This is a genomic window from Candidatus Neomarinimicrobiota bacterium, from assembly GCA_012964825.1.
Taxonomy (GTDB): Bacteria; Fidelibacterota; Marinisomatia; order Marinisomatales; family S15-B10; genus UBA2125.
Genome location: DTTI01000005.1, coordinates 12,671 through 34,799 on the forward strand (window position 1 = coordinate 12,671; position 22,129 = coordinate 34,799).

General features: G+C 44.2%; 17 protein-coding genes and 1 pseudogene. 16 read left to right on the forward strand and 2 right to left on the reverse strand.

Features of this window, described 5'->3' with window-relative positions; all coding sequences use genetic code 11:
- Positions 1–38: 38 nt before the first annotated feature.
- Entirely contained in the window at positions 39–1,025 is a 987-nt protein-coding gene (locus tag EYO21_00240; protein ID HIB02245.1) for an AAA family ATPase, read from the reverse strand.
- Between the two features lie 118 nt (positions 1,026–1,143).
- Between EYO21_00240 and EYO21_00245 the strand changes: the two genes are divergently transcribed.
- Together EYO21_00245 and EYO21_00250 are read left to right on the forward strand one after the other, a co-directional pair.
- Positions 1,144–1,947 (forward strand): purine-nucleoside phosphorylase, encoded by an 804-nt coding sequence (locus tag EYO21_00245; protein HIB02246.1) that lies wholly within the window; start codon positions 1,144–1,146, stop codon positions 1,945–1,947.
- Positions 1,944–3,107, forward strand: a complete 1,164-nt coding sequence (locus tag EYO21_00250; protein HIB02247.1) for an amidohydrolase — start codon at positions 1,944–1,946, stop codon at positions 3,105–3,107. Before EYO21_00245 ends, EYO21_00250 begins: the two co-directional genes overlap by 4 nt.
- Before the next feature lie 36 nt (positions 3,108–3,143).
- Here the strand turns inward: EYO21_00250 and EYO21_00255 are convergent, their stop codons facing one another.
- Positions 3,144–4,094, reverse strand: a complete 951-nt coding sequence (locus EYO21_00255; GenBank protein ID HIB02248.1) for a pyridoxal-phosphate dependent enzyme — start codon at positions 4,092–4,094, stop codon at positions 3,144–3,146.
- 124 nt (positions 4,095–4,218) lie between these two features.
- Between EYO21_00255 and EYO21_00260 the strand changes: the two genes are divergently transcribed.
- The 14 genes and pseudogenes from EYO21_00260 to EYO21_00325 all read left to right on the forward strand — a co-directional run bounded on the left by EYO21_00260 (position 4,219) and on the right by EYO21_00325 (position 22,122).
- Complete coding sequence (locus EYO21_00260) at positions 4,219–4,989, forward strand: ATP-binding cassette domain-containing protein (GenBank protein HIB02249.1); 771 nt, start codon at positions 4,219–4,221, stop codon at positions 4,987–4,989.
- Position 4,990: 1 nt separating this feature from the next.
- The gene (locus tag EYO21_00265; protein HIB02250.1) at positions 4,991–6,181 is read left to right on the forward strand and encodes an ABC transporter permease; all 1,191 of its coding nucleotides are present in this window, start codon (positions 4,991–4,993) and stop codon (positions 6,179–6,181) included.
- A 34-nt stretch (positions 6,182–6,215) separates the two neighbouring features.
- Positions 6,216–7,274 (forward strand): formylglycine-generating enzyme family protein, encoded by a 1,059-nt coding sequence (locus EYO21_00270; protein ID HIB02251.1) that lies wholly within the window; start codon positions 6,216–6,218, stop codon positions 7,272–7,274.
- Position 7,275: 1 nt separating this feature from the next.
- Complete coding sequence (locus EYO21_00275) at positions 7,276–9,327, forward strand: hypothetical protein (protein ID HIB02252.1); 2,052 nt, start codon at positions 7,276–7,278, stop codon at positions 9,325–9,327.
- Positions 9,328–9,339: 12 nt separating this feature from the next.
- Positions 9,340–10,761: pseudogene (locus EYO21_00280) on the forward strand (arylsulfatase).
- A 596-nt stretch (positions 10,762–11,357) separates the two neighbouring features.
- Positions 11,358–12,671 carry an L-fucose:H+ symporter permease gene (gene fucP / locus EYO21_00285; GenBank protein ID HIB02253.1) on the forward strand — a complete coding sequence of 438 codons (1,314 nt, stop codon included), beginning with the start codon at positions 11,358–11,360 and terminating at the stop codon, positions 12,669–12,671.
- A gap of 17 nt (positions 12,672–12,688) precedes the next feature.
- Entirely contained in the window at positions 12,689–13,120 is a 432-nt protein-coding gene (gene fucU, locus EYO21_00290) for an L-fucose mutarotase (protein HIB02254.1), read from the forward strand.
- A 7-nt stretch (positions 13,121–13,127) separates the two neighbouring features.
- On the forward strand, positions 13,128–14,462 hold the full coding sequence (locus EYO21_00295; GenBank protein HIB02255.1) for a mandelate racemase/muconate lactonizing enzyme domain-containing protein: 1,335 nt from the start codon (positions 13,128–13,130) through the stop codon (positions 14,460–14,462).
- 18 nt (positions 14,463–14,480) lie between these two features.
- Positions 14,481–15,260 (forward strand): glucose 1-dehydrogenase, encoded by a 780-nt coding sequence (locus tag EYO21_00300; protein HIB02256.1) that lies wholly within the window; start codon positions 14,481–14,483, stop codon positions 15,258–15,260.
- A gap of 42 nt (positions 15,261–15,302) precedes the next feature.
- Entirely contained in the window at positions 15,303–16,133 is an 831-nt protein-coding gene (locus tag EYO21_00305; protein ID HIB02257.1) for an amidohydrolase, read from the forward strand.
- A gap of 10 nt (positions 16,134–16,143) precedes the next feature.
- The gene (locus EYO21_00310) at positions 16,144–16,938 is read left to right on the forward strand and encodes an SDR family oxidoreductase (protein HIB02258.1); all 795 of its coding nucleotides are present in this window, start codon (positions 16,144–16,146) and stop codon (positions 16,936–16,938) included.
- A gap of 276 nt (positions 16,939–17,214) precedes the next feature.
- Positions 17,215–18,780 carry a DUF4976 domain-containing protein gene (locus EYO21_00315; GenBank protein ID HIB02259.1) on the forward strand — a complete coding sequence of 522 codons (1,566 nt, stop codon included), beginning with the start codon at positions 17,215–17,217 and terminating at the stop codon, positions 18,778–18,780.
- Between the two features lie 2 nt (positions 18,781–18,782).
- Positions 18,783–20,321, forward strand: a complete 1,539-nt coding sequence (locus EYO21_00320) for an N-acetylgalactosamine-6-sulfatase (protein HIB02260.1) — start codon at positions 18,783–18,785, stop codon at positions 20,319–20,321.
- 58 nt (positions 20,322–20,379) lie between these two features.
- A complete protein-coding gene (locus EYO21_00325; GenBank protein ID HIB02261.1) occupies positions 20,380–22,122 on the forward strand; it encodes an amidohydrolase in 1,743 nt (580 codons plus the stop codon).
- Positions 22,123–22,129: the final 7 nt, after the last annotated feature.

Genomic DNA, 22,129 nt, shown 5'->3' on the forward strand with positions numbered 1-22,129 from the left:
GGAGATATCTTCTTTTGTCTACAGTCGTCAAAGTTGAATTAGGCTGACTTTTGGATCAGCTGATCTAATACCTGATCCGCATTAACACCATCGGCTTCGGCATTGAAGTTTGTAATGATGCGGTGACGGAGAACAGGTTTCGCCATGGTAATGACGTCTGAAATATCCGGTGTAGGTCGTCCATCCAAGATCGCCTTCGCCTTTGCGCCGAGAATCAGGTATTGAGATGCTCTGGGGCCCGCACCCCATTCCAGCCAGTCGCTGATGAACTGAGGGGCACCGTCTTCAGGGCGGGTTTTGGATGCGAGATCGACGGCAAACTCCACTACGTTGTCAGCAACAGGCACCCGACGTACAAGAGACTGAAAAGTGAGAATGTCATCTTTGGTTATTGTCGATTTCAGTGATTCATTAGAACCGGAAGTTGTCGATTTGACAATCTCGATTTCATCCTCTCGAGACGGATAGGTAATGTTGAGGCTGAACATAAAACGGTCCAGTTGTGCCTCCGGGAGGGGGTATGTGCCTTCCTGTTCGATGGGGTTCTGAGTAGCCAGGACAAGAAACGGTTCATCTAAAGTGTAGGAGATACCTGCTGCCGTCACTTTGTGTTCCTGCATCGCTTCAAGAAGGGCTGCCTGCGTCTTCGGCGGCGTGCGGTTGATCTCATCAGCGAGGATTATGTTGGCGAAAAGAGGTCCTTGAAAAAACTTGAATTTCCGTTTGCCGGTGGCGTGATCTTCTTCAAGAATTTCTGTACCGGTGATATCTGAAGGCATCAGGTCAGGGGTAAACTGAATACGACTGAATTTTAGTTCGAGAATCTCTGCCACCGATTTGATGAGAAGCGTTTTCGCCAGACCTGGAACACCGATGATCAGTGCGTGTCCCTGGCAAAACAGCGTTATAAGAATATGTTCAATGATCTCGTGCTGACCGATGATCCGTTTACTGAGCTCAGCAGATATTGCATCGCGTGATTCGCGAAGTTGGTCAACCAGTTTAATATCGTCTTTTTTTACCATAAAAGAGTGTCTCCCGGCGAGATATAACAGTTGATTTAGGCTCGGAAAACTTACAGCCCACCCTCTGGTGAATCAACGGAATAATGGTAAATTCTCCTCCCAACTCCATGTAGTAAAAATGACAGTTTCTCTCGAAAAAATAGTTAGTCATGTTAAAGGCCGAGCTAGTGTATTACCCACAACAGCTGTTGTTCTTGGTTCTGGATTAGGTCATATGGCGAAGAACGTCGAGGATGCAGTCAAGGTTCCCTACGGTGACATTCCCTGCTACCCCGAACCTTCAGTTGAAGGTCACTCAGGCGAGCTGATTCTTGGTCATCTAATGGGCGAAAAAGTGGTCATGGCCAGCGGCCGTTTCCATCTGTATGAAGGGTGGGACCTAGAAACTGTTACCCTTCCGATTAAGCTCTTTCATGAACTGGGAGTTAAGAACCTCATTCTCACCAATTCAGCTGGTTCCGTTCGGGAGGAAAACGGTCCTGGGACGCTTATGGCAATTACGGCTCACCTGGACTTCACATTTCGGGAAAGTACCGCCATGCCTTCAATCGTTAATGAAGACCGATACCACAATGCTGAGATGCTCCATATTGCCAGAAAATCGGCCGATAGGAACGGTATTGACCTTAGAGAGGGTGTTTACGCCTGGGCGTTGGGACCATCCTATGAAACGCCGGCTGAGATTGATTTGATAAGGAAACTGGGCGGCCATGCTGTTGGGATGTCTACCGTGCCTGAGATACGAGCTGCGAGCAAGTTGGGAATGAAGATTCTCACCATCTCATGCCTCACAAATTATGCAGCCGGTGTGGTGGAAGCACCTATTACCCATGAAGAAGTTATTGAGAGCGCAGCCGAAGCCGGTGAAAGGTTTGGTTTGCTTCTATCCTCGATTATTGAACATTTAGGAGAGAAAGAATGAACATCACGTTGAGACCAGAAATTGAAGCTATGAGGGGAGAAATTATTGAAAACAGGAGACACCTTCATCAACATCCTGAATTGGGACTCCAGGAGCATGAGACAGCCAAATTCATCAATGAAAAGCTGAATAAATTGGGTTTGGAGGTCTCCACCGGTGTTGGCAAAACTGGCGTGGTGGCTCTATTGAAGGGTGGTGGCGGACCTTGTATCGGTCTTAGGGCGGACATGGATGCCTTACCAATACAGGAGACCGGTGATGTGGAATACAAATCGATTAATGACGATGTCATGCATGCTTGCGGTCACGATGGTCATGTGGCCATGTTGATTGGTGCTGCGAAAGCGCTTTCGGAAAAAAAGGATCAGTTAAAGGGAACTGTAAAGTTTATCTTCCAGCCTGCGGAAGAGGGTCTCGGGGGAGCTCGATATATGATCAACGACGGCGTCCTGGAAAATCCCAAAGTTGATGAGGTGTACGGTATTCATTTGTGGAACTATCAGTCCTTTGGGACGGTAGGGGTCCAAACTGGTCCCGTTCTAGCTGCCGCAGATGAATTCACCATCACTGTAAAGGGGAAGGGGGGGCACGGCGCCGCTCCTCATGGGACTGTGGATGCAGTGGTTGTCGCTTCATACTTGGTCACAACACTTCAGACAATTGTGAGCCGAAACACCAATCCCTTGGAATCTACAGCGCTGACTGTGGGTATGATAGAGGGTGGTTACAACTATAATATCATCGCTGATGAAGTGGTGCTGAAGGGAACAGCTCGTGCCTATACGGAAGAGAACAGAAAAATGATATATGACCGCCTCCATGAAATTTGTTCTGGAATCGGCACCACATACGGTGCTTTGATCGAGGTCGACTATCACGACGGCTATCCCCCCACGGTAAACACCGAAGCGGAAAGCGAAAAGGTGTCGCTGGCAGCAAGGGGAGTGGTAGGCGAAAGTGTTCAACCACCCTATCTCACCATGGGTGGAGAAGATATGTCCTACTATCTACAGGAAGTACCGGGGTGTTTCTTCTTTGTCGGTTCGGCACCGGACGGACCTCGCGTTCCACACCACTGCTCACATTTTGATATTAACGAAGAAGCGTTGTTGGTAGGGAGCTCTATTTGGGTACAGTTGGTGGAGGACGTTCTTACTTAGGCACATTATTTGGATAAAACGGTTACTGTTCCTAGCTCATGACCACCGCAACTTCTCCAAATCCACATTCCCACCCGTAAGGATGACACCCACCTTTTTTCCTGTCAGACCGTTCTTCTGATTAAGCACCGCTCCTACCGGTACAGCAGAGGAGGGTTCGATAATGATCTTCATTCTTTCCCACACCCTTCGCATGGCAGTAATAATCTCCTCCTCAGTGACTATGAAAATATCGCTTACGTGCTCTATGATGATGGAAAGTGTCAATTCGCTCAACGAAGTCAGGAGGCCGTCGGCGATGGTGTCAGGATTGGTTTGTGGAACAAACTTCCCCGATTTAAATGACTGGAAGGCGTCGTCGGCATTTTTCGGTTCGGCTGCGAAGACTGAAACCGCATTACCCATGCCAGCCACGGCGATGGCTGTACCACAGATGAGCCCACCACCACCCACAGGAGCAAGGATTGCATCCAGATCGTCTATCTCATTCATCAGTTCCAAAGCCGCCGTTCCCTGCCCGGCAATGACGAGAGGATCATCAAATGGGTGAATCTCAACGGCTCCGGTTTTTTCAATAACGGAATCGAGGGTCGTTTCCCGCTCTTCAAGAGTCGGTTCGCAAAAGGTGATCTCAGCTCCGTACCCCATCACCGCTTTCTTTTTTATATCCGGCGCATTCTTAGGCATGACTACGTGAGCTTTTATACCTCGCATTTTTGCAGCCAAGGCCACGGCAGCAGCGTGATTACCTGAGGAGTGAGTCCCAACACCTCGTTTTGCTTCTTCATCGGATAAGGAAAAAATAGTGTTACAGGCCCCCCTGAATTTGAAGGCACCAACTTTCTGAAAATTCTCACATTTAAAATAAATATTCGAATTGGTCATTTCATTGATAGCCGCGCAAGTAAGGACAGGTGTTTTGTGGGCATAAGGTAATATCCTCTTGGCAGCAGCAAGGATATCATCCAGATTGGGTGCTTGTTTCATTCAGAATCCTAAGGTTAGCTTTTGTTGGTTCATTTGGGCTAACTGTCAAATCTCACTCAACTAAACAGTTAGATACAAACAAAGTTTCTAATATGGTTTTTTTCTTAGTATCAATATCTATCAGATGATACGGGTAAGCAATCTATCAAAAGATTTCCGCTTATCAAGAAAACAGCGTCGTGAACAAGGTCCACAGTACAAAAATGCCAAGACCATACGCGCTGTAGATAATGTAACCTTTGAATGTAAACCGGGTCGAGTTTTCGGACTTATTGGTCCGAACGGCGCGGGAAAGACAACTATACTCCGTATCATTGCAACTATGCTGAAACCGACGGAAGGCTCAGTTACTGTGGCCGGTTTTGACACCCTCCAAAAACCGAAAGAAGTGCGGCGGAATATTGGTTTCATGACTGCCCAGACAGCCCTTTACGACAGACTTACCCCAACAGAAATGGTCCAGTATATCGCTGACCTTTACGGTATGGAGATGAATCATTTCGAGGAACGCAAAGATAAGATCTTTTCCATGCTGGACATGGGAAAATTTGCCGACCGACGAATTGCCCGCCTCAGTTCTGGCATGAAGCAGAAAACATCCATCGCCCGCACCATTATTCACGACCCGGATGTGGTAGTGTTTGATGAACCCACGACCGGTCTCGATGTTATGACTGCTCGGCGAATCATAGAACTGATTCGGTCTTGCCGCGAAGAGAGTAAAACGGTCATCTTTTCTACACACCAGATGTCAGAGGTGAAACTTTTGTGTGATGATCTTGCCATTATTCATGAAGGTAGACTTTTTTTCAACGGGAGCCGGGATAAGTTTGAAGGACAAATGAAAGAAACCACTTACGAAGACGAATTTATACGTCTGGTGGGAGAAGCTTAGCTTGGGCTGGTTCATCATCCTTGTCAAGGAGCTCACAGACATGCTTCGGGATCGCCGTACAATTTTCATGATGGTGGTCATGCCTCTGATGGTGATTCCCCTCCTCATGACAACTGCCATAAAACTAACACAGTCACAAGTAGAAAAGGCAAAGGATAAGGAGTTGAGAGTAGCTGTCATTGGTGAGACAGCAGCGCCCGAGTTGTTTGAAAGATTATCTAAAGAGGAGAATTTCTTTCTTGTCACCATGACAAATGCAGACAGTGCCCGTGCAATGACGGCCGAACAGACGCTGGATGGCGTTGTCATCATTCCTCAGCATTTCTCTGAGTTTGTAGAAGGAGACAAGCAGGCTACGATTCGGCTTATCTTCAAGTCATCGGAGTCGCTCAATGCTGCGCGCCGTAGGATTGAAGCTATTATTGATCAGTACGACCGAGAGATTGTTAATGAAAGAATTGGTCGGTTGCAACTCGATGAGACCATTTTCGATGCAATTGCAATTGAAAGAGAGGATGTGGCATCCACTGAAGAACGATTCGCTGAAGTTGCGGGCGGATACTTACCATACATATTTATTATTTTTGGGTTTATGGGATCTATATACCCCGCATTGGATTTGGGTGTAGGGGAAAAGGAGAGAGGTACCCTTGAGACAATTCTATCTTCGCCGGCCAGCAGGTTTGATATTGTAATGGGGAAATTTATTGTGATTGTACTTTTCAGTATCTCCACGGCCCTCCTTGCCCTTTTTGGAGTATTGTTCATGGTATATCTTCTCCCAAAGACTGAAATGGATGTAGCAGGAGTGGTAATGGATATGATGGGTCCTAGATCAATATTTCTCATCATGAGTATGGTGCTGCCTGTAGCCGCATTTTTCGCCGCTGTGAGCCTGGCTATTTCCGTCTTTGCCAAATCCTTTAAAGAGGCCCAGAGTATGATAGCACCTCTAAACATTATCATTATCTTACCGGCAATGGTGGGTATGCTTCCCGGATTCAAGCTGGGGTTTGTTACAGCGGCCATACCTATCCTTAATCTTTCCTTGGCAACAAAAGCTATTTTGGGCGGGAAGGCAAATCCAATACTTATTGCCGAGGTGTATCTTTCTCTCTTTTTGTTGGCTGGTGTTGCAATTTATGGATGTGTGAAATGGTTCAACCGAGAAGAGACATTGTTCAGGTCATAATATTTTTTCAAAGTTTGATTATGGGTAGAGTGTTATGAAAAATAAAAAAACATTCTTTGGCTTTCAGATATCCAATTTTGGATCCTATATACTTCCTTTAGTTTCATTCTTCTTGTTCGGGGGTTGTAATAACGAAGTTTCTCTCAAGCTCGAATTTGGTAAAATGGCTCTTATACCGGCTGGAACTTTTGTTATGGGTGGCAACAGCAACCAGTCCGGCCCGGATGAATTCCCACGTCATAAAGTACAGGTGGACAGCTTTTATATGGATGTACATGAAGTAACAAATAGGCAGTTCAAAGGATTTGTTGAAAATACAGGCTATATCACGATTGCTGAGAGAGAAATTGATTGGGAAGATATGAAAAAAGATCTGCCAAATGGTACGCCAAAGCCATCAGACGAAATTTTTAAACCTGGATCTGTCGTTTTCAAAGCCACAAATGAGCCTGTGCCACTCAATGATGAGACGCAATGGTGGGAATGGAAAATCGGCGCCAATTGGAAACAGCCAGAAGGACCTGGCAGTAGCATAAAGGATAAGATGGACCACCCAGTAGTACATGTGGCCTGGGATGATGCTGTGGCATATGCCCAGTGGGCCGGAAAGAGGCTTCCTACAGAAGCCGAATGGGAATGGGCCGCCTATGGCGGATTAGACAATCCCATTTATCCATGGGGAGACACACCTGCATCTAAATCTGTATCTAAAGCCAATTTTTGGCAGGGGCAGTTCCCCTATAAGAACTCCTCTAAAGATGGTTTTTATGGCAGTGCTCCGGTCATGTCCTACATTCCAAACGGTTATGGATTGCATGATATGGCCGGCAACGTATGGGAGTGGTGCGCCGATTTGTATCATTATGAGTCCTACCTGATGGATTCAAGAAATGATGTATGTATTAATCCAACAGGACCAGAAGCATCACTTGACCCCAGAGAGCCATTTGCGACAAAACGTGTGATGCGGGGTGGTTCTTTTTTATGTAATGACAGCTACTGTAGTGGTTATCGTGTCTCCAGGCGTATGAGTTCCAGTCAGGATACAGGTCTGAACCACACTGGATTTCGGTGTGTTAAATCAGCTGGTTAATATGAAGAAAGCTTACCGATCATCAATTCTTCTACTGGCTTTGACTTTACTGGTAGGGATTGCTGAAGGCAATAAGGGTTACTCGCCGGATGACGCGAGAATGACATGGTGGCGGGAAGCCCGATTCGGCATGTTCATTCACTGGGGGCTCTACTCTATTCCAGCTGGGGAATGGAAAGGCGAGACCAATCACGCCGAGTGGATCCGTACAACCGCTCAAATACCTATTGATGAATACGACAAGTTCGTTCAGGAGTTTAACCCCATAAAATTCGATGCGGACGAATGGGTTCGCATGGCTAAAGATGCTGGCATGAAATACATCGTTATTACGTCTAAGCATCATGATGGGTTTAGTCTGTTCGATTCTCGCTATACAGATTTCGACATCATGTCTACACCCTTTAAACGGGACATCATGGACGAACTCGCTAATGCCTGTCGTAAATATGGGTTAAAGATATGCTGGTACCATTCCATTATGGACTGGCATCATCCGGATTACCTTCCCCGCCGTGGTTGGGAAAGTCGTACAACAGAGGGTGCCGATTTTAGCCGATATATATCTCACATGAAAAAACAGCTTAAGGAGTTGATCCAAAATTATGGTGATATTGGGGTACTCTGGTTTGATGGTGAATGGGAGGAGACATGGAACCACGAATACGGTCAGGATCTATACGATTATGTGCGGGATCTTCAACCCTCAATTGTTATCAACAATAGAGTTGATTCTGGCCGTTCTGGTATGCAAGGGTTAACGAAAGAGGGAAATTATGCCGGTGATTTTGGTACCCCAGAACAAGAAATTCCACCCACAGGTCTTCCTGGTATTGACTGGGAAACCTGCATGACAATGAACGATCATTGGGGCTACAATAAGCACAACAATAACTGGAAATCCAGCAAGGATCTGATCCAAAAGTTGGCAGATATCGCTTCGAAGGGGGGCAACTTTTTACTCAATGTCGGGCCTACTGCTGAAGGTCTTTTTCCCCAATCTAGTATTAATCGTCTTGCGGCCATGGGCCAATGGATGAAAATTAACGGTGAATCGATTTATGGGACCCAGGCCAGCCCTTTCAAACATTTATCTTGGGGGCGGTGCACCCAAAAAGCAGTCAAAGGAGGAACGCGTTTGTATCTTCACGTGTTTTCCTGGCCGGAGAATGGCCGCTTGGTGATTCCCGGCATATATAATCAGCCTGGTCAGGCCTTTCTACTATCCGATCCAACCGTAGAATTGGATGCTTTCCGCAAAGAAGATGCTATTGTAATCAATGTGCCTCAAAAAGTGCCCGATCCAATCAATAGTGTTGTCGCCATAGATATTGCCGGCAAACCAGATGTGAATGATCCGCCTATTATTTCAGCTGAACATGATATTTTTATAAATGAAATGGATATCTCTATTGTCTCACCAAGGGAGAATATTACAATTCACTATACATTAGATGGCAGTACGCCCAGTATTAAATCCCCCATCGTTGATGGACCCATTAGTTTGACAAAAACATCACAGGTATCAGCCCGACTGTTTCGGAACGGGGAACCGGTTAGCGGAAGCACTCAGGCTAATTATACAAAAGTTGTTCCCAATCCCGGTGTGGATTTACACGGCATTACCCAAGGATTACAGTATGGTTATTATGAAGGGTCTTGGGATCAACTTCCTGATTTTAATGAGCTTGAGGTTGTAGCAACAGGTTTTATCCCTAATTTTGATATATCTCCCAGGAAGCAAAATGATTACTTTGGATTTTGGTTCGAGGGATTTGTTCTTCTGCCTGAAGATGGTATTTATTCATTTTTCACAGATTCTGATGATGGCAGTCGTCTATATATCGGTAGTGGCCTGGTTGTGGAAAATGACGGTCTTCATGGAATAAACGAGGAAACAGGATCCATTGCTTTAAGTGCAGGATATCATCCCATTCGTGTCACTTTTTTTGAGAAAACTGGCGCGAATCAACTAAAAATTTCCTATAGAGGTCCGAACATGGTGAAACAGGTGATTTCTGAGAAAGTCTTAGTTCGCGAAAAGAAAAGTTAACTTAGGCTCCAACTGAAATCCCAGTCCAGACTCACGCTTCTATTCACCGGATTTTTCTTTCTCGCATCATGCGGAAAAGTGAAGGATCGGCCTCCAAATATTGTCATTATTTTTTCCGATGATCAGGGTTATGCAGACATAGGTGTATATGGAGCACAGGGCTTTCAAACGCCCAATTTAGATCGTCTAGCCAGTGAGGGAATTCGTTTTACGGATTTTCAGGTTTCTCAAGCTGTGTGCAGTGCCTCTCGTGCCTCACTCTTAACAGGATGTTATGCCCAAAGAGTGGGAGTTCAAGGCGCCTACAATCATACTGCCCGTGTCGGCCTGAATCCTGCGGAAGAGACTATTGCTGAAATTCTGAAATCCATAGGATATGTTACAGGGATATTTGGCAAATGGCATTTGGGTCATCATAAGAAATTTTTACCATTGCAGCAGGGTTTTGATGAATATCTAGGCATTCCCTATTCCAACGATATGTGGCCTGTAGACTATAACGGTTCATCTGTGAGCAGTACCGATCATTTTAAAAGCTTTTACCCACAGTTACCACTTATTGAAGATAATGAAAAGATTGAGGAGATTCGCACATTAGCCGACCAAGACCAGTTAACTACCCGTTATACGGAGCGGGCGGTTGATTTTATTAAAAGAAATAGAGATACCCCTTTCTTTCTCTATTTACCACATTCCATGCCCCACGTTCCTCTGGGTGTTTCAGATAAATTTAGAAGTAAAAGCGAGCAGGGCATGTATGGGGATGTGATCATGGAAATCGATTGGTCATTAGGTGAAATTCTTAATGCGCTGTCAGACAATGATCTGGATGACAATACACTGGTCATTTTTACCAGTGATAATGGACCCTGGCTTAATTATGGTAATCATGCTGGGTCCGCATTTCCGCTTCGTGAAGGTAAAGGGACTATGTGGGAGGGTGGATCAAGGGTACCATGTATTATGCGCTGGCCCGGTCGTATTCCTGCAGGTTCTGTTTCTCATCAGCTAGCTGCGACGATTGATATTTTGCCTACAATTGCATCCATTACTGGTGCAGCTTTGCCTGCAAGACCCATAGATGGAGTGAATATTCAATCGATTCTCGAGGGTGATACTTGTGCTACTCCCCGAAAGGAATATTATTACTATTATGGGGGTGAACTCATTGCTGTAAGGCAGGGTAAAATGAAACTCTTTTTCCCCCACTCATATCGATCTTATGAGGGTATTGAACCGGGACAGGGTGGTTACCCCGGCATTTACAAAGGTGTTTTAGGAAAATATGCAGTAGGTAAGAGCAAACTTGAATTATATGATCTTGATAATGATATGTCTGAGTTAGAAGATGTCTCGGGAATGTATCCTGACGTTGTTAAAACATTACAGGTATTGGGTCAGAAAGCGCGTGAAGAATTGGGAGATAAACTTACCGGAACAATTGGTACAGGTGTACGGCCAATAGGACGATTAGATCCTGCAAGACCTCCCTCTTTTCTGGAAGTATCTCATAAGGCTGTTAACAGACCCGTTACTATTAATAATCAATATAGCACAAAATATTCAGCTGGTGGGGATAATGGTGTTGTGAATGGTATAAGAGGAACTATTGATTTCCATGATGGTAACTGGCAGGGTTATGAAGGTGTCGATTTTGAGGCAATCATTGATCTTGGTGAAACTACTGTCATAAGTGAAATTAGTATCAGTTTTTTGCAAAATCAGTCAGCCTGGATATTTTTTCCAACTGAAGTGGAATTTGAGATTTCCACAGATGGATTTGATTACAGTTCGGTAAAACGGGTGCTGCATAAAACAGAAATCAGTCCGGGTCATGAGGTAATAGATTTTTCACATGTTTTTTCTCAAGAAAAAGCACGTTTCGTCAAGGTTAAAGCAAAAAATGTCACGATTTGTCCAGACTGGCACCCGGGTGCTGGTGGCAAAGCATGGGTTTTTGTGGATGAAATTGTTGTAAAATAAAATGAAATAGGTTGGCTGGGCTGGGAAGGGATAAACCTTAAAACAATATGAACAAGTCTTTATCTGATTCAAAGCAGGTCGTAACAAAACCGTATTTAATCCCATTTGTTCTTGTAGGATTACTTTTCCCCCTTTGGGGATTTGCCAATGATATTACCAATCCTATGGTAGCGGCATTTAAAAACATATTGTTAGTCAGTAATTTTGAAAGTGCCTTGGTACAATGTGCCTTCTATGGCGGATATTGTTTTATGGCAATCCCTGCCGCGATTTTCATCTGGCGATTTAATTATAAGCAGGCGATTCTAATGGGTTTGGCCCTTTATTCAATTGGATGTCTTATGTTTATACCCTCTGGAAAAATGATGGTTTTCGAGGCTTTCCTCTTCTCATATTTTGTCATGACTTGTGGCTTATCATTTTTAGAAACGAGCGCAAACCCCTACATCCTGTCTATGGGCAATGAAGCCACTGCTACACAAAGATTGAACCTTGCCCAGGCCTTTAATCCTTTGGGATCTTTGATGGGAATGTTTATTGCCAAAGAATTTATTTTGGCTCGATTAAATTCTACTTCGGAAGCGGGGAGGTGGGAATTAGCGCAAAATGATCCCGGTTTATTTACCCAAATTCAACAAAGTGACCTGAATGTGATTATTGGACCTTACTTGATGTTGGGGATTGTTGTCGCTTTTGTCTTTGTCATTTTCGCTATTACAAAATTGCCAGGTTCAAGAAATGAGAATGTGGACAAACTCAATCTCAGACCAACGCTGAAACGCTTATTTTCTAACAGGCTTTATTTAGAAGGGGTAGTTGCTCAGGCTTTTTACGTCGGGGCTCAAATCATGTGTTGGACATTTATAATTCATTACGGTGTGAATGAACTTGGAATGACCAAGGCAGAGGCGCAATCGTATAACATGATTGCCATGGTCATTTTTGTCAGCAGCCGGTTTATTTGTACTTACCTTTTAAAATATATAAACCCCGGGCAATTATTAATGGGCCTGGCCTTGGGCGGCGGGGTGTTTACTTTAGGCACCATATTTATTTCTGGCATGATGGGGTTATATTCATTAGTTGCTGTTTCGGCCTGCATGTCCTTGATGTTTCCAACCATATACGGCATCGCCCTCAAAGGATTAGGGGAGGATGCTAAAATTGGTTCTGCAGGATTAATTCTGGCCATCGGCGGCGGTTCTCTTATGCCGCCTCTGCAAGGGGCTATTATGGATATGTCATCCTTTTCCATGGGGGAATTAATGTTGTCCAGTACCCGGGTCAGCTTTTGTTTACCTGTTATTTGTTTTCTAGTTATAGGATTTTTCGGCTGGAATACGGCCAGGAAACTACCGTAAACTAAAACGGAAATAATATGCTAAAAGGTATATCACCATTCGTTTCACCGGATTTGCTTCACACTCTTCACCGGATGGGCCATGGGGATGAAATCGTTTTGGCTGACGCACATTTCCCGGGTGATTCATTAAATGACAATATCTTGAGGGCCGATGGCGTGAAAATTCAGGACTTATTAATGGGCATCCTACCATTGTTAGAAATTGATGATTATGTGGATGACCCAATTGTCATGATGGGAGCGGTTTCAGGTGATACGCTGGATCCGACTGTGGAGGAAGCTTATTTAATCCCGATAAAAAAGTATGTCTCTGGAGCACCGGCCATAAAACGTATTGACCGCTTTACTTTTTATGAGCGAGCCAAAAATGCATTTGCCATTGTTGTCTCGGGAGAATTGGCGAAATACGGCAATATTATTCTCAAGAAAGGGGTAACACCGGTATAAGGAATTTATGAGCGTTACTCACATTACTGCTATAAACCCCCGAGATCTTCGCGTTCCAACCTCCGACGAATTATTGGGTTCGGATCCTTTTCATAAAAAACCAGATTATTCAGCCGTTTTAACCACCATAAAAAGTAGTTCGGGTAAGAGCGGTGTATCGGTTGTGTTTACCATTGGTGCCGGCAATGATTGGATCACTTATGGCATAAAACAGTTAACCCCTCTGGTCCAGAGTATAACCCTCGATAGCTTTAAGGAGAATCCGGGAGAACTATATCAAACAATCCTTAATCACCACCAACTCCGGTGGCTGGGGGACGGTGTGTACAGGATGGCGATGGGTGGTGTGTTAAATGCCATGTGGGATCTATGGGCCAAGGATGAGGAGAAACCCTTATGGAAATTGCTGGTTGACTTGTCGCCTGATAAGGTGATCGATTGCATTGATTGGCGTCACTTGGAGGATGCATTATCCAAACAGGAAGCCCGGGAAATACTGGAAAAGAATCAATCGCAGAAGACCAGTGCTGAAAAAAAACTTTTAGAGACTGGTGTTAAAGCCTATTCGACTGCCGGGTGGTTGGGGCTTTCCGATCAACAAATCCTCGAGAAAATAAATCAAATGAAAAGCGATGGTTTTGATTCTTTTAAACTCAAAATTGGCCAGGATTTAGAATTTGATAAAGCCAGATTCCAATTTATAAGAGAAGCGATTGGACCCGATTCAAACCTGATGCTGGATGCCAATCAATTCTGGGGTGTAGATGAAACTATTGCTTATATGCGTGAACTGGCTCATTTTGATATTACCTGGATCGAAGAACCCACCAGTCGAGATGATGTATTGGGTTTTGATAAAATTTCAAAAGCGCTCAATCCACTGGGGATTCACGTCGCAGCGGGAGAACAAATTCAATCTCCCGTCATTTTCAAGCAGATGCTCAGCAGCAGTGCAATACAATATGCACAAATTGATGCCTGTCGCATTGGAGGTGTAAACGATGTGATGGCAGTCATTCTCTTGGCAGCAAAATACAATGTGCCGGTTTGTCCACATGGCGGTGGTATTGGCTTATGTAATATGATCCGTCATTTTGCAATTTGGGACCAAATTTGTGTCGCCGGTCACTCTAACACCCAGTTAGTCGAATATATTGATTTTTTACAGGAAGATGTTTTTGAAAATCCGGTTGAAATATCTAACGGTGCCTATGTATTACCATCAAACCCGGGCTGGGGTTTAGAAATGGATCATGAATTCATTGAGAATCATATTTATCCAAATGGATCGGTCTGGAAAGACAGGCAGGAAAACAGTGGTGTCACATTTTTGGCAAACTAATGATTGAAGGGGATTTCATTGCGTCAATTTGATCTTTCAGGAAAACACGCGGTAATTACCGGTGGAAACAGCGGTATTGGAAACAGTATTGCAAGGACCTTAGCCGAAAATGGTGCCTGTGTTCATATTTTGGATCTGGTAGAAGAGCAAGGGAAATCGGTCATCCAAGCACTTGAAGCAGAAAAGTACAAAGCAACTTTTCATATCTGCGATGTAAGTAAACAGAAAAATGTAATGACAGTGTTTCAGATTATCGCCAAAGATCACCCAATTGATATCCTGGTGAATAATGCGGGTATTGCCAATATCGGCAATGCGGAGAATACTTCAGAAAAAGACTTTGACCAAGTTTACGCTGTGAATGTGAAAGGTATTTATAATTGTTTGCATGCCTGTATACCCATCATGAAATCAAATGGCGGTGGTGTAATCCTCAATCTGGCATCGATTGCGGCTTCGGTGGGGCTTCCTGACCGCTTTGCTTATTCCATGAGTAAGGGTGCTGTGGTGAGCATGACATTATCGGTGGCAAAGGATTATCTTTCCGATAATATCCGATGCAATAGTATTTCACCGGCGAGAATTCATACCCCTTTTGTTGATGGGTTCTTGAAAAAGAATTATCCAGGAAAAGAGGAAGAAATGTTTAAAAAGCTAGAAAAAACTCAGCCCATCGGCCGAATGGGTCGACCGGAAGAAGTTGCCAGCCTCGCACTTTTTCTTTGTTCAAACGAAGCAGCTTTCATTACAGGCGTTGATTATCCTATTGATGGTGGATCTATTAACCTAAATACATAATGAAATTGATAAGATTTGGCGATGCAGGCAGAAGTATACCTCATGAAAATTGATTCCCATCAGCATTTTTGGCACTATGACCCTGTTCAATATGATTGGATTGATGGACGTATGGCGCGACTAAAGAATGATTTTCTTCCACCGCAATTAGGACGCTTACTGAAAAACAACGCGTTTGATGGATGTGTTGCTGTCCAGGCGCGACAAACAGAAGAAGAAACAACATTCTTGTTAAATCTGGCCGATCAGTTTGATTTTATTAAAGGTGTGGTCGGGTGGGTAGATTTGTGTAACTCGAATGTGAAAGAAACGTTGGCCCATTTTTCCCAATCAAAAAAACTGTGCGGGATCCGACATGTCATCCAGGATGAGCAGGATGACCATTTCATGCTCAGAGATGATTTTCAGCAGGGAATAAGTACATTGGCAGCCTTTGATCTGGCTTTCGATATTTTGATTTATCCCAACCACCTTGAGCCAGCATGGAAACTAGTGCACGATTTCCCAAACCAGCGTTTTGTCATTGACCATATTTCGAAACCATTCATCAAGGAAAGAAAGATTGATTCTTGGCTAGCTGATATACAACGAATGGCCGAATTACCCAATGTATGTTGCAAAGTTTCAGGCATGGTCACTGAAGCCTCATGGGATAGTTGGCATCCCTCTGATTTTACGCCTTATCTGGATGTGGTGTTTGAAAGTTTCGGTGTCGATAGGATTATGGTAGGCTCTGATTGGCCAGTTTGTCTCTTAGCCGGTAGTTATAATGAGGTAATAGGGATTGTAACTAATTATATTTCTAGTCTTAAGCCGGATGCTAAACAAGAAATTTTGGGTTTGAATGCCCGTGATTTCTATAAATTGAAATGAGAGGAATTCCATAGATCTAAAAATAGAAAATAAAATCATTATCATTACCGGCGGGGCCAAAGGTATTGGTGAAGCAATTACCCGCTGTGTGGCTGCCGAAGGAGGTATCTCGGTTATTATCGGACGATCCAAAAAAACGGGAGAAAACCTACAAAAAGAATTGAATAATGAGGGTCATGAAGCTTTGGCGTTATTTTACGAGCTGGGGCCGGCTGAAAATTGTGAAGCTGCCGTCTCCCAGGTGGTGGATAAATATGGACAAATTGATGCTTTAGTTAATAATGCTGGGGTCAACGATGGGGTTGGTTTAGAAAATGGTAACCCCGAAAAATTCCTGGGTTCCATGGGAAATAATCTCTTTCACTATTATTATATGGCCCATTATTGCCTTCCGGCACTCAAAAAATCTCAGGGAAGCATTCTTAATGTGAGTTCCAAAACGGCTGTTACCGGCCAAGGGAATACGGCTGGGTATGCCGCTTCTAAAGGCGCCCATTTAGCATTGACCAGGGAATGGGCAGTCGAACTATTAAAATATAATATCCGCGTAAATGCAATCGTCCCAGCAGAAGTGATGACCCCGCTTTATAAAAAATGGTTAGATACATTTGATGATCCTGACACAAAGCGAAGGGAGATTGAAAAAAATATTCCCCTGGGTAACCGAATGACAACCGCAGAAGAAATTGCGGATATGGCCGTATTCCTGATTTCTGAACGTGCTTCACACATCACGGGTCAGCATATTTTTGTCGATGGCGGATATGTTCATTTGGATCGTTCTCTTTCTGTATTAGGGGGATAAGATGCGGAAAATGGGACGATTTTGATTAAGGCAGAACAAATGGGTCAGTGAGTACGATCTTTTATTGCCGAATATTAATGATCTTCTTGGATCACCAATCTATCTTTTCAGATATGCACGGAGCATTTAATAAATAGATTAAAATCGGACGCCCTAGTACACTTTTATCTCGGTCACCGAAAACACAGGTATTGAATAAGTCTTGATCATGGGCACCCAGGTTGTCAGATCACACTCTGTTTTATTGATTGACACGTAAAAGAATAAAATAATAGCATGAAATTCATATTTAACAGAATTGTAGTTACCTCCATTGGCTTATGTTTATTGTCCTGTAGTAAAGAGTTAACTCCCCCGAATATCATTTTCATTATGAGTGATGATCATTCCGAAAGAGCTATAAGTGCCTATGGAAGCAAGTTGATTGAGACACCTCACATAGATCGTATTGCAAAGGAAGGGATCCGCTTTAATAACAGTTTTGTAACAAATTCTATTTGTGCTCCAAGCCGAGCTGTTTTGCTTACGGGAAAATACAGTCACCTGAATGGTGTCTTAGATAACAATCAAGTGTTTGATGGCTCTCAGGCAACCTTTCCCAAGTATTTACGGTCAGCCGGGTACGAAACTTCCATGATTGGTAAGTGGCATCTTAAGAGCGAACCTACCGGATTTGACCATTGGAAGATCCTCAAGGGTCAGGGTGAATATTATAATCCATTGATAATAGATGAATCGGGTGAAAAAAACATTACCGGGTATGTAACGAATGTAATAACTGATCTTGCAATAGAAACATTGGAAAACAGGGATACCAGCAAACCTTTTGCCATGCTCATGCATCACAAGGCTCCTCACCGAAACTGGATGCCAGATCTCAAGTACTTGGGTTTTTTCAAAGGCAGAATATTCCCTCTTCCAGATACGTTTTATGATGATTATTCAACCCGATCCATCGCTGCTGAAAAGTCGGATATGAGAATTGATGACATGTTTCTGACATGGGATATGAAATTGAACCCTGAAGACATTGAGCGGGAAACAGGCAGTGGCGGCAGTGGTCAGATATCTGGAATGATACGGGACTCCTACCGCGAGTGGATGAACGCTGAACAGCAGATTGTGTGGGAAGCGTATTATGATTCAATCAGTGCCGATTTTCGCAAATCAGATTTGTCAGGGAAAGCACTGTTGGAATGGAAGTATCAACGATACATGGAAGACTATCTCGGTGTTATCCTGTCCGTGGATGAGAGTGTTGGAAGAATCCTGGATTATTTAGACGAAAAGGGTTTGACAAAAAATACAGTTGTCATCTATACTTCTGACCAAGGTTTTTATCTTGGGGAACATGGTTGGTTTGACAAGAGATTCATGTATGAGGAGTCGCTCAGTATGCCTTTGTTAATGCGATATCCAAAGGAAATCAAACCGGGGCAGGTTTCCAATGATATTGTCCTCAATCTTGATTTTGCACCTACTTTTCTTGATTACGCTGGCGCTCAAATACCCAACGAAATGCAAGGTGAATCTCTTAGAGCATTGGCTCGGAGTGGACAGCCTGAAAATTGGCGAAAAGCGATGTATTACCACTATTATGAGTATCCTCATGGCTGGCATTTTGTGAAGAGGCACTATGGTGTTAGGACAGACCAATACAAGCTCATTCACTTTTATGAGGATATTGACGAATGGGAATTCTACGATTTAAAAGTGGACCCCAACGAGATTAATAATATTTTTGGTAACCCTGCTTATGCTGAAATCATCGAAAACTCCAGACAGCAACTTCTGGAACTCCGGCAAGAAGTTGGGGATACCAATTCAGTTATGACAAAATAGAAATGAGCCTCAACCGGAAATCCTTCAGCTTTCTCCCTTTTCTGATCCTAACCACACTTTGTCTTTCCTCTTGTGACAAGCACGAAATTCGGCCCAACATCATTTATATTCTTGCCGATGACTTGGGTTATGGAGAATTAGGTGCGTATGGACAAGAAATAATTGAAACGCCTCATATTGATGCCTTGGCAAAAACTGGGATGCGTTTTACACAGCATTATTCTGGTTCTCCAGTTTGTGCACCCTCCAGATCGGTGCTTATGACCGGCCAGCACACTGGACATACCCATATACGTGGAAATGATGAGTGGAAGGACAGAGGTGAGGTTTGGGACTACGCCGCCATGTTTGAAAACCCTTTTTTGGAAGGGCAACGACCCCTACTGGATAGTATAATGACCGTTGCGGAAATACTTAAGGAAGCGGGGTATCGAACGGGAAGCGTAGGGAAATGGGGTTTGGGCGCCCCAACCACAGAGGGTGTACCCAACAAACAGGGTTTTGACTTCTTTTATGGGTACAACTGTCAGCGTCAGGCACACACGTACTATCCCATGCATCTATGGAGGAATGAGGAAAGGGATCTGTTAAACAATAAAATGGTGCCACCTCATTCTAACCTCTCAGAGGGAGTTGATCCCAATAACCCTGCCAGCTATGACGACTTTACACTAAATGATTATGCACCGGAACTGATGCATAAAGAAGCGCTCAAATTTATGGATACAAATAAAGATCACCCCTTCTTTCTTTATTATGCTTCAACTATTCCACATCTTCCACTCCAAGCACCTCAACGATGGGTAGACTATTATCAGAAAAAATTGGGTCAGGAAGAACCTTTTACGGGTGAAAGTTATTTTCCGAATTTGACTCCACGAGCTACCTATGCAGCCATGATTTCTTATCTGGATGAACAGGTAGGAGATATTGTAGTTCAACTGAAGGACCTGGGTATATATGACAATACTTTAATTATTTTTACCAGTGACAACGGTCCCACTTATACCGGAGGTGCGGACACACCATTTTTTGATAGTGCCAAGCCTTTCAAGACAGAACGGGGTTGGGCTAAAGGGTTTTTGCACGAAGGCGGGATTCGAGTTCCTATGATCGCCAGTTGGCCAGGCCGCATCACCCCTGGAACCACCTCAAACCACCTATCTGCCTTTTATGATGTAATGCCCACTTTGTGTGAGGTAGTTGGCCAGCCCATACCCGGCCAATCTGATGGCATCAGCTTTTTACCTGCATTGCTGAACAAGCCTCAGGCGGAGGAACATGAATATCTTTATTGGGAGTTTCCTGAGTATAATGGGCAGCAGGCGGTCCGTATGGGAAAATGGAAAGGAATGCGAAAGAATATTTTTGACGGTAACCTGGAAATTGAACTGTATGATTTAGAAACTGATATTCAGGAACAGTTCAACATAGCAGCCAGGCATCACGATGTTGTTGAAAAGATTGAAACAATCATGAAGCGGGAGCATGTTCCATCCACTTTGGATCGCTTCAAGATTTCTCAACTAGGGGATAAATAGTGAATTCCTTCCGTAGATTAAGAATTACGTTTTTGATTACTTCCAATAGTTAATACGAATGAGAATCAGAAAACTTCCCCTTTTGATTTTGACGATTGTGTTTGTCGGAACGACGTTCTCATGTGAGAAAGACAGTCGCTACGCTGACTTGATTCTTCTAAACGGTAATGTCTACACTTTTTCTTGGCCCGATCCTGACAGGGATGGTAATCCCGCCCGCAGGGCTCCATTCGAAAACGGTCGTTGGTATGCGGACGCTGAAGCTGTTGCAATAAAGGGTGGCGACATTCTATTTGTCGGGTCAGCTGACCAGTTGAAAAGATTCACGGGTGTGAACACACGTTTGATTGACCTCCAAGGTGCTACAGTACTTCCTGGCCTTGTTGATTCTCACACCCATGTAGCTGGACTGGGGGCTCGTCTAACACGAGTTGACTTATTTGGTGTTGAGACGGAAGAGGAAGCTATCCGTTTAGTCGCTGAACGGGCGGCTGAAACACCAGCCGGTGAATGGATCATTGGTTGGGGATGGAATGAAGGTGCCTGGGCTTCGAACTATCCTACCTTGGAACTGCTATCCAAGGAAATTCCAAACCATCCTGTAATCCTAAAGAGTTTGCACGGTTTTGCCATTTGGGGAAATCAACTGGCATTCGAAAAGTCAGGGATCACCTCTGAGACTGAACCACCTGTCGGAGGGATAATTTTGAAGGATGAGCAGGGAAATCCTTCAGGTGTTGTTCTCAATCGGGCCACGGCTCTACTCAATAATGCTGTTCCCCCGCCTACCATTCAACAGACAAGGGATTTGTTGAAGGAAGGATTACAGGAAATGGCCCGTTCAGGATTTGTGATGGTTCACGAAGCTGGCTGCGGTACGGATCAGATGACCGCAATGGAAGAAATGGAAAGAGACGGTGATCTTTTAGTACGGGTTTACGCCATGCTCTCGGCCAGAGATGAAGCTCTAATGCGACACTGGATTGACCGAGGTCCTGATAAGGATTTGGATGGAATGCTAATGACCCGTTCGGTAAAAGGTTATTACGACGGAGCTCTCGGATCCCGAGGGGCTCGCCTTTTAGAAGATTATTCTGATAAGCCCGGACATAGGGGTGTAAGTGGAGAGGGATATGGGTTTGATGAATCTATTGTGGAAGAGGCTATGAAGGTTGGATTTCAGGTTGGGGTTCATGCGATTGGGGATGCGGGTATCAGAGAAACACTTGATTTTTTCCAGTCTGTTTTTAGTGAGTCACCAAAAAGCCTCCGCGGTCGCCACCGCATAGAACACGCACAGATCATCCATCCAGATGATTTCGAAAGATTCGCCGATATGAACATCATCGCCTCTATGCAACCTCCCCATGCTGTAGAGGATAAACTTTGGGCAGAAGACCGTCTTGGGCCCGACAGAATTAAAGGTGGTTATGCCTGGAGAACACTTCGGAAAGTAGGTGTCAGGCTCGTTTTTGACTCCGATCTGACCGGATCAGATCATGACATTTTCTACGGACTGCATGCAGCCATGACCCGTCGCGATAAGTTTATCCAACCACCAGCTGGATGGTATCCCGATCAGAATATGTCCCCCGAAGAAGCCTTGCGGGGCTATACGGTGTGGGCAGCCTACGCTGCTTTTCTGGATAATGTAACGGGTACTCTCGAAAAGGGGAAGTGGGCTGATATCACAGTACTGAACATTGATCCTCTGAATGTGGGATTAACTGAACCGGCTAAGCTATTTGATGGGGACGTTCTGATGACCATTGTGAACGGGGCTGTGATTTACGAAAAATAAAATCCAG

Bases quoted from the DNA above. Each gene is read 5' to 3' on its own strand.
- EYO21_00240 (HIB02245.1), bottom strand. From the start codon at position 1,025: ATGGTAAAAAAAGACGATATTAAACTGGTTGACCAACTTCGCGAATCA.
- EYO21_00245 (HIB02246.1), top strand. From the start codon at position 1,144: ATGACAGTTTCTCTCGAAAAAATAGTTAGTCATGTTAAAGGCCGAGCT.
- EYO21_00250 (HIB02247.1), top strand. From the start codon at position 1,944: ATGAACATCACGTTGAGACCAGAAATTGAAGCTATGAGGGGAGAAATT.
- EYO21_00255 (HIB02248.1), bottom strand. From the start codon at position 4,094: ATGAAACAAGCACCCAATCTGGATGATATCCTTGCTGCTGCCAAGAGG.
- EYO21_00260 (HIB02249.1), top strand. From the start codon at position 4,219: ATGATACGGGTAAGCAATCTATCAAAAGATTTCCGCTTATCAAGAAAA.
- EYO21_00270 (HIB02251.1), top strand. From the start codon at position 6,216: ATGAAAAATAAAAAAACATTCTTTGGCTTTCAGATATCCAATTTTGGA.
- EYO21_00275 (HIB02252.1), top strand. From the start codon at position 7,276: ATGAAGAAAGCTTACCGATCATCAATTCTTCTACTGGCTTTGACTTTA.
- fucP (HIB02253.1), top strand. From the start codon at position 11,358: ATGAACAAGTCTTTATCTGATTCAAAGCAGGTCGTAACAAAACCGTAT.
- fucU (HIB02254.1), top strand. From the start codon at position 12,689: ATGCTAAAAGGTATATCACCATTCGTTTCACCGGATTTGCTTCACACT.
- EYO21_00295 (HIB02255.1), top strand. From the start codon at position 13,128: ATGAGCGTTACTCACATTACTGCTATAAACCCCCGAGATCTTCGCGTT.
- EYO21_00305 (HIB02257.1), top strand. From the start codon at position 15,303: ATGAAAATTGATTCCCATCAGCATTTTTGGCACTATGACCCTGTTCAA.
- EYO21_00315 (HIB02259.1), top strand. From the start codon at position 17,215: ATGAAATTCATATTTAACAGAATTGTAGTTACCTCCATTGGCTTATGT.
- EYO21_00320 (HIB02260.1), top strand. From the start codon at position 18,783: ATGAGCCTCAACCGGAAATCCTTCAGCTTTCTCCCTTTTCTGATCCTA.
- EYO21_00325 (HIB02261.1), top strand. From the start codon at position 20,380: ATGAGAATCAGAAAACTTCCCCTTTTGATTTTGACGATTGTGTTTGTC.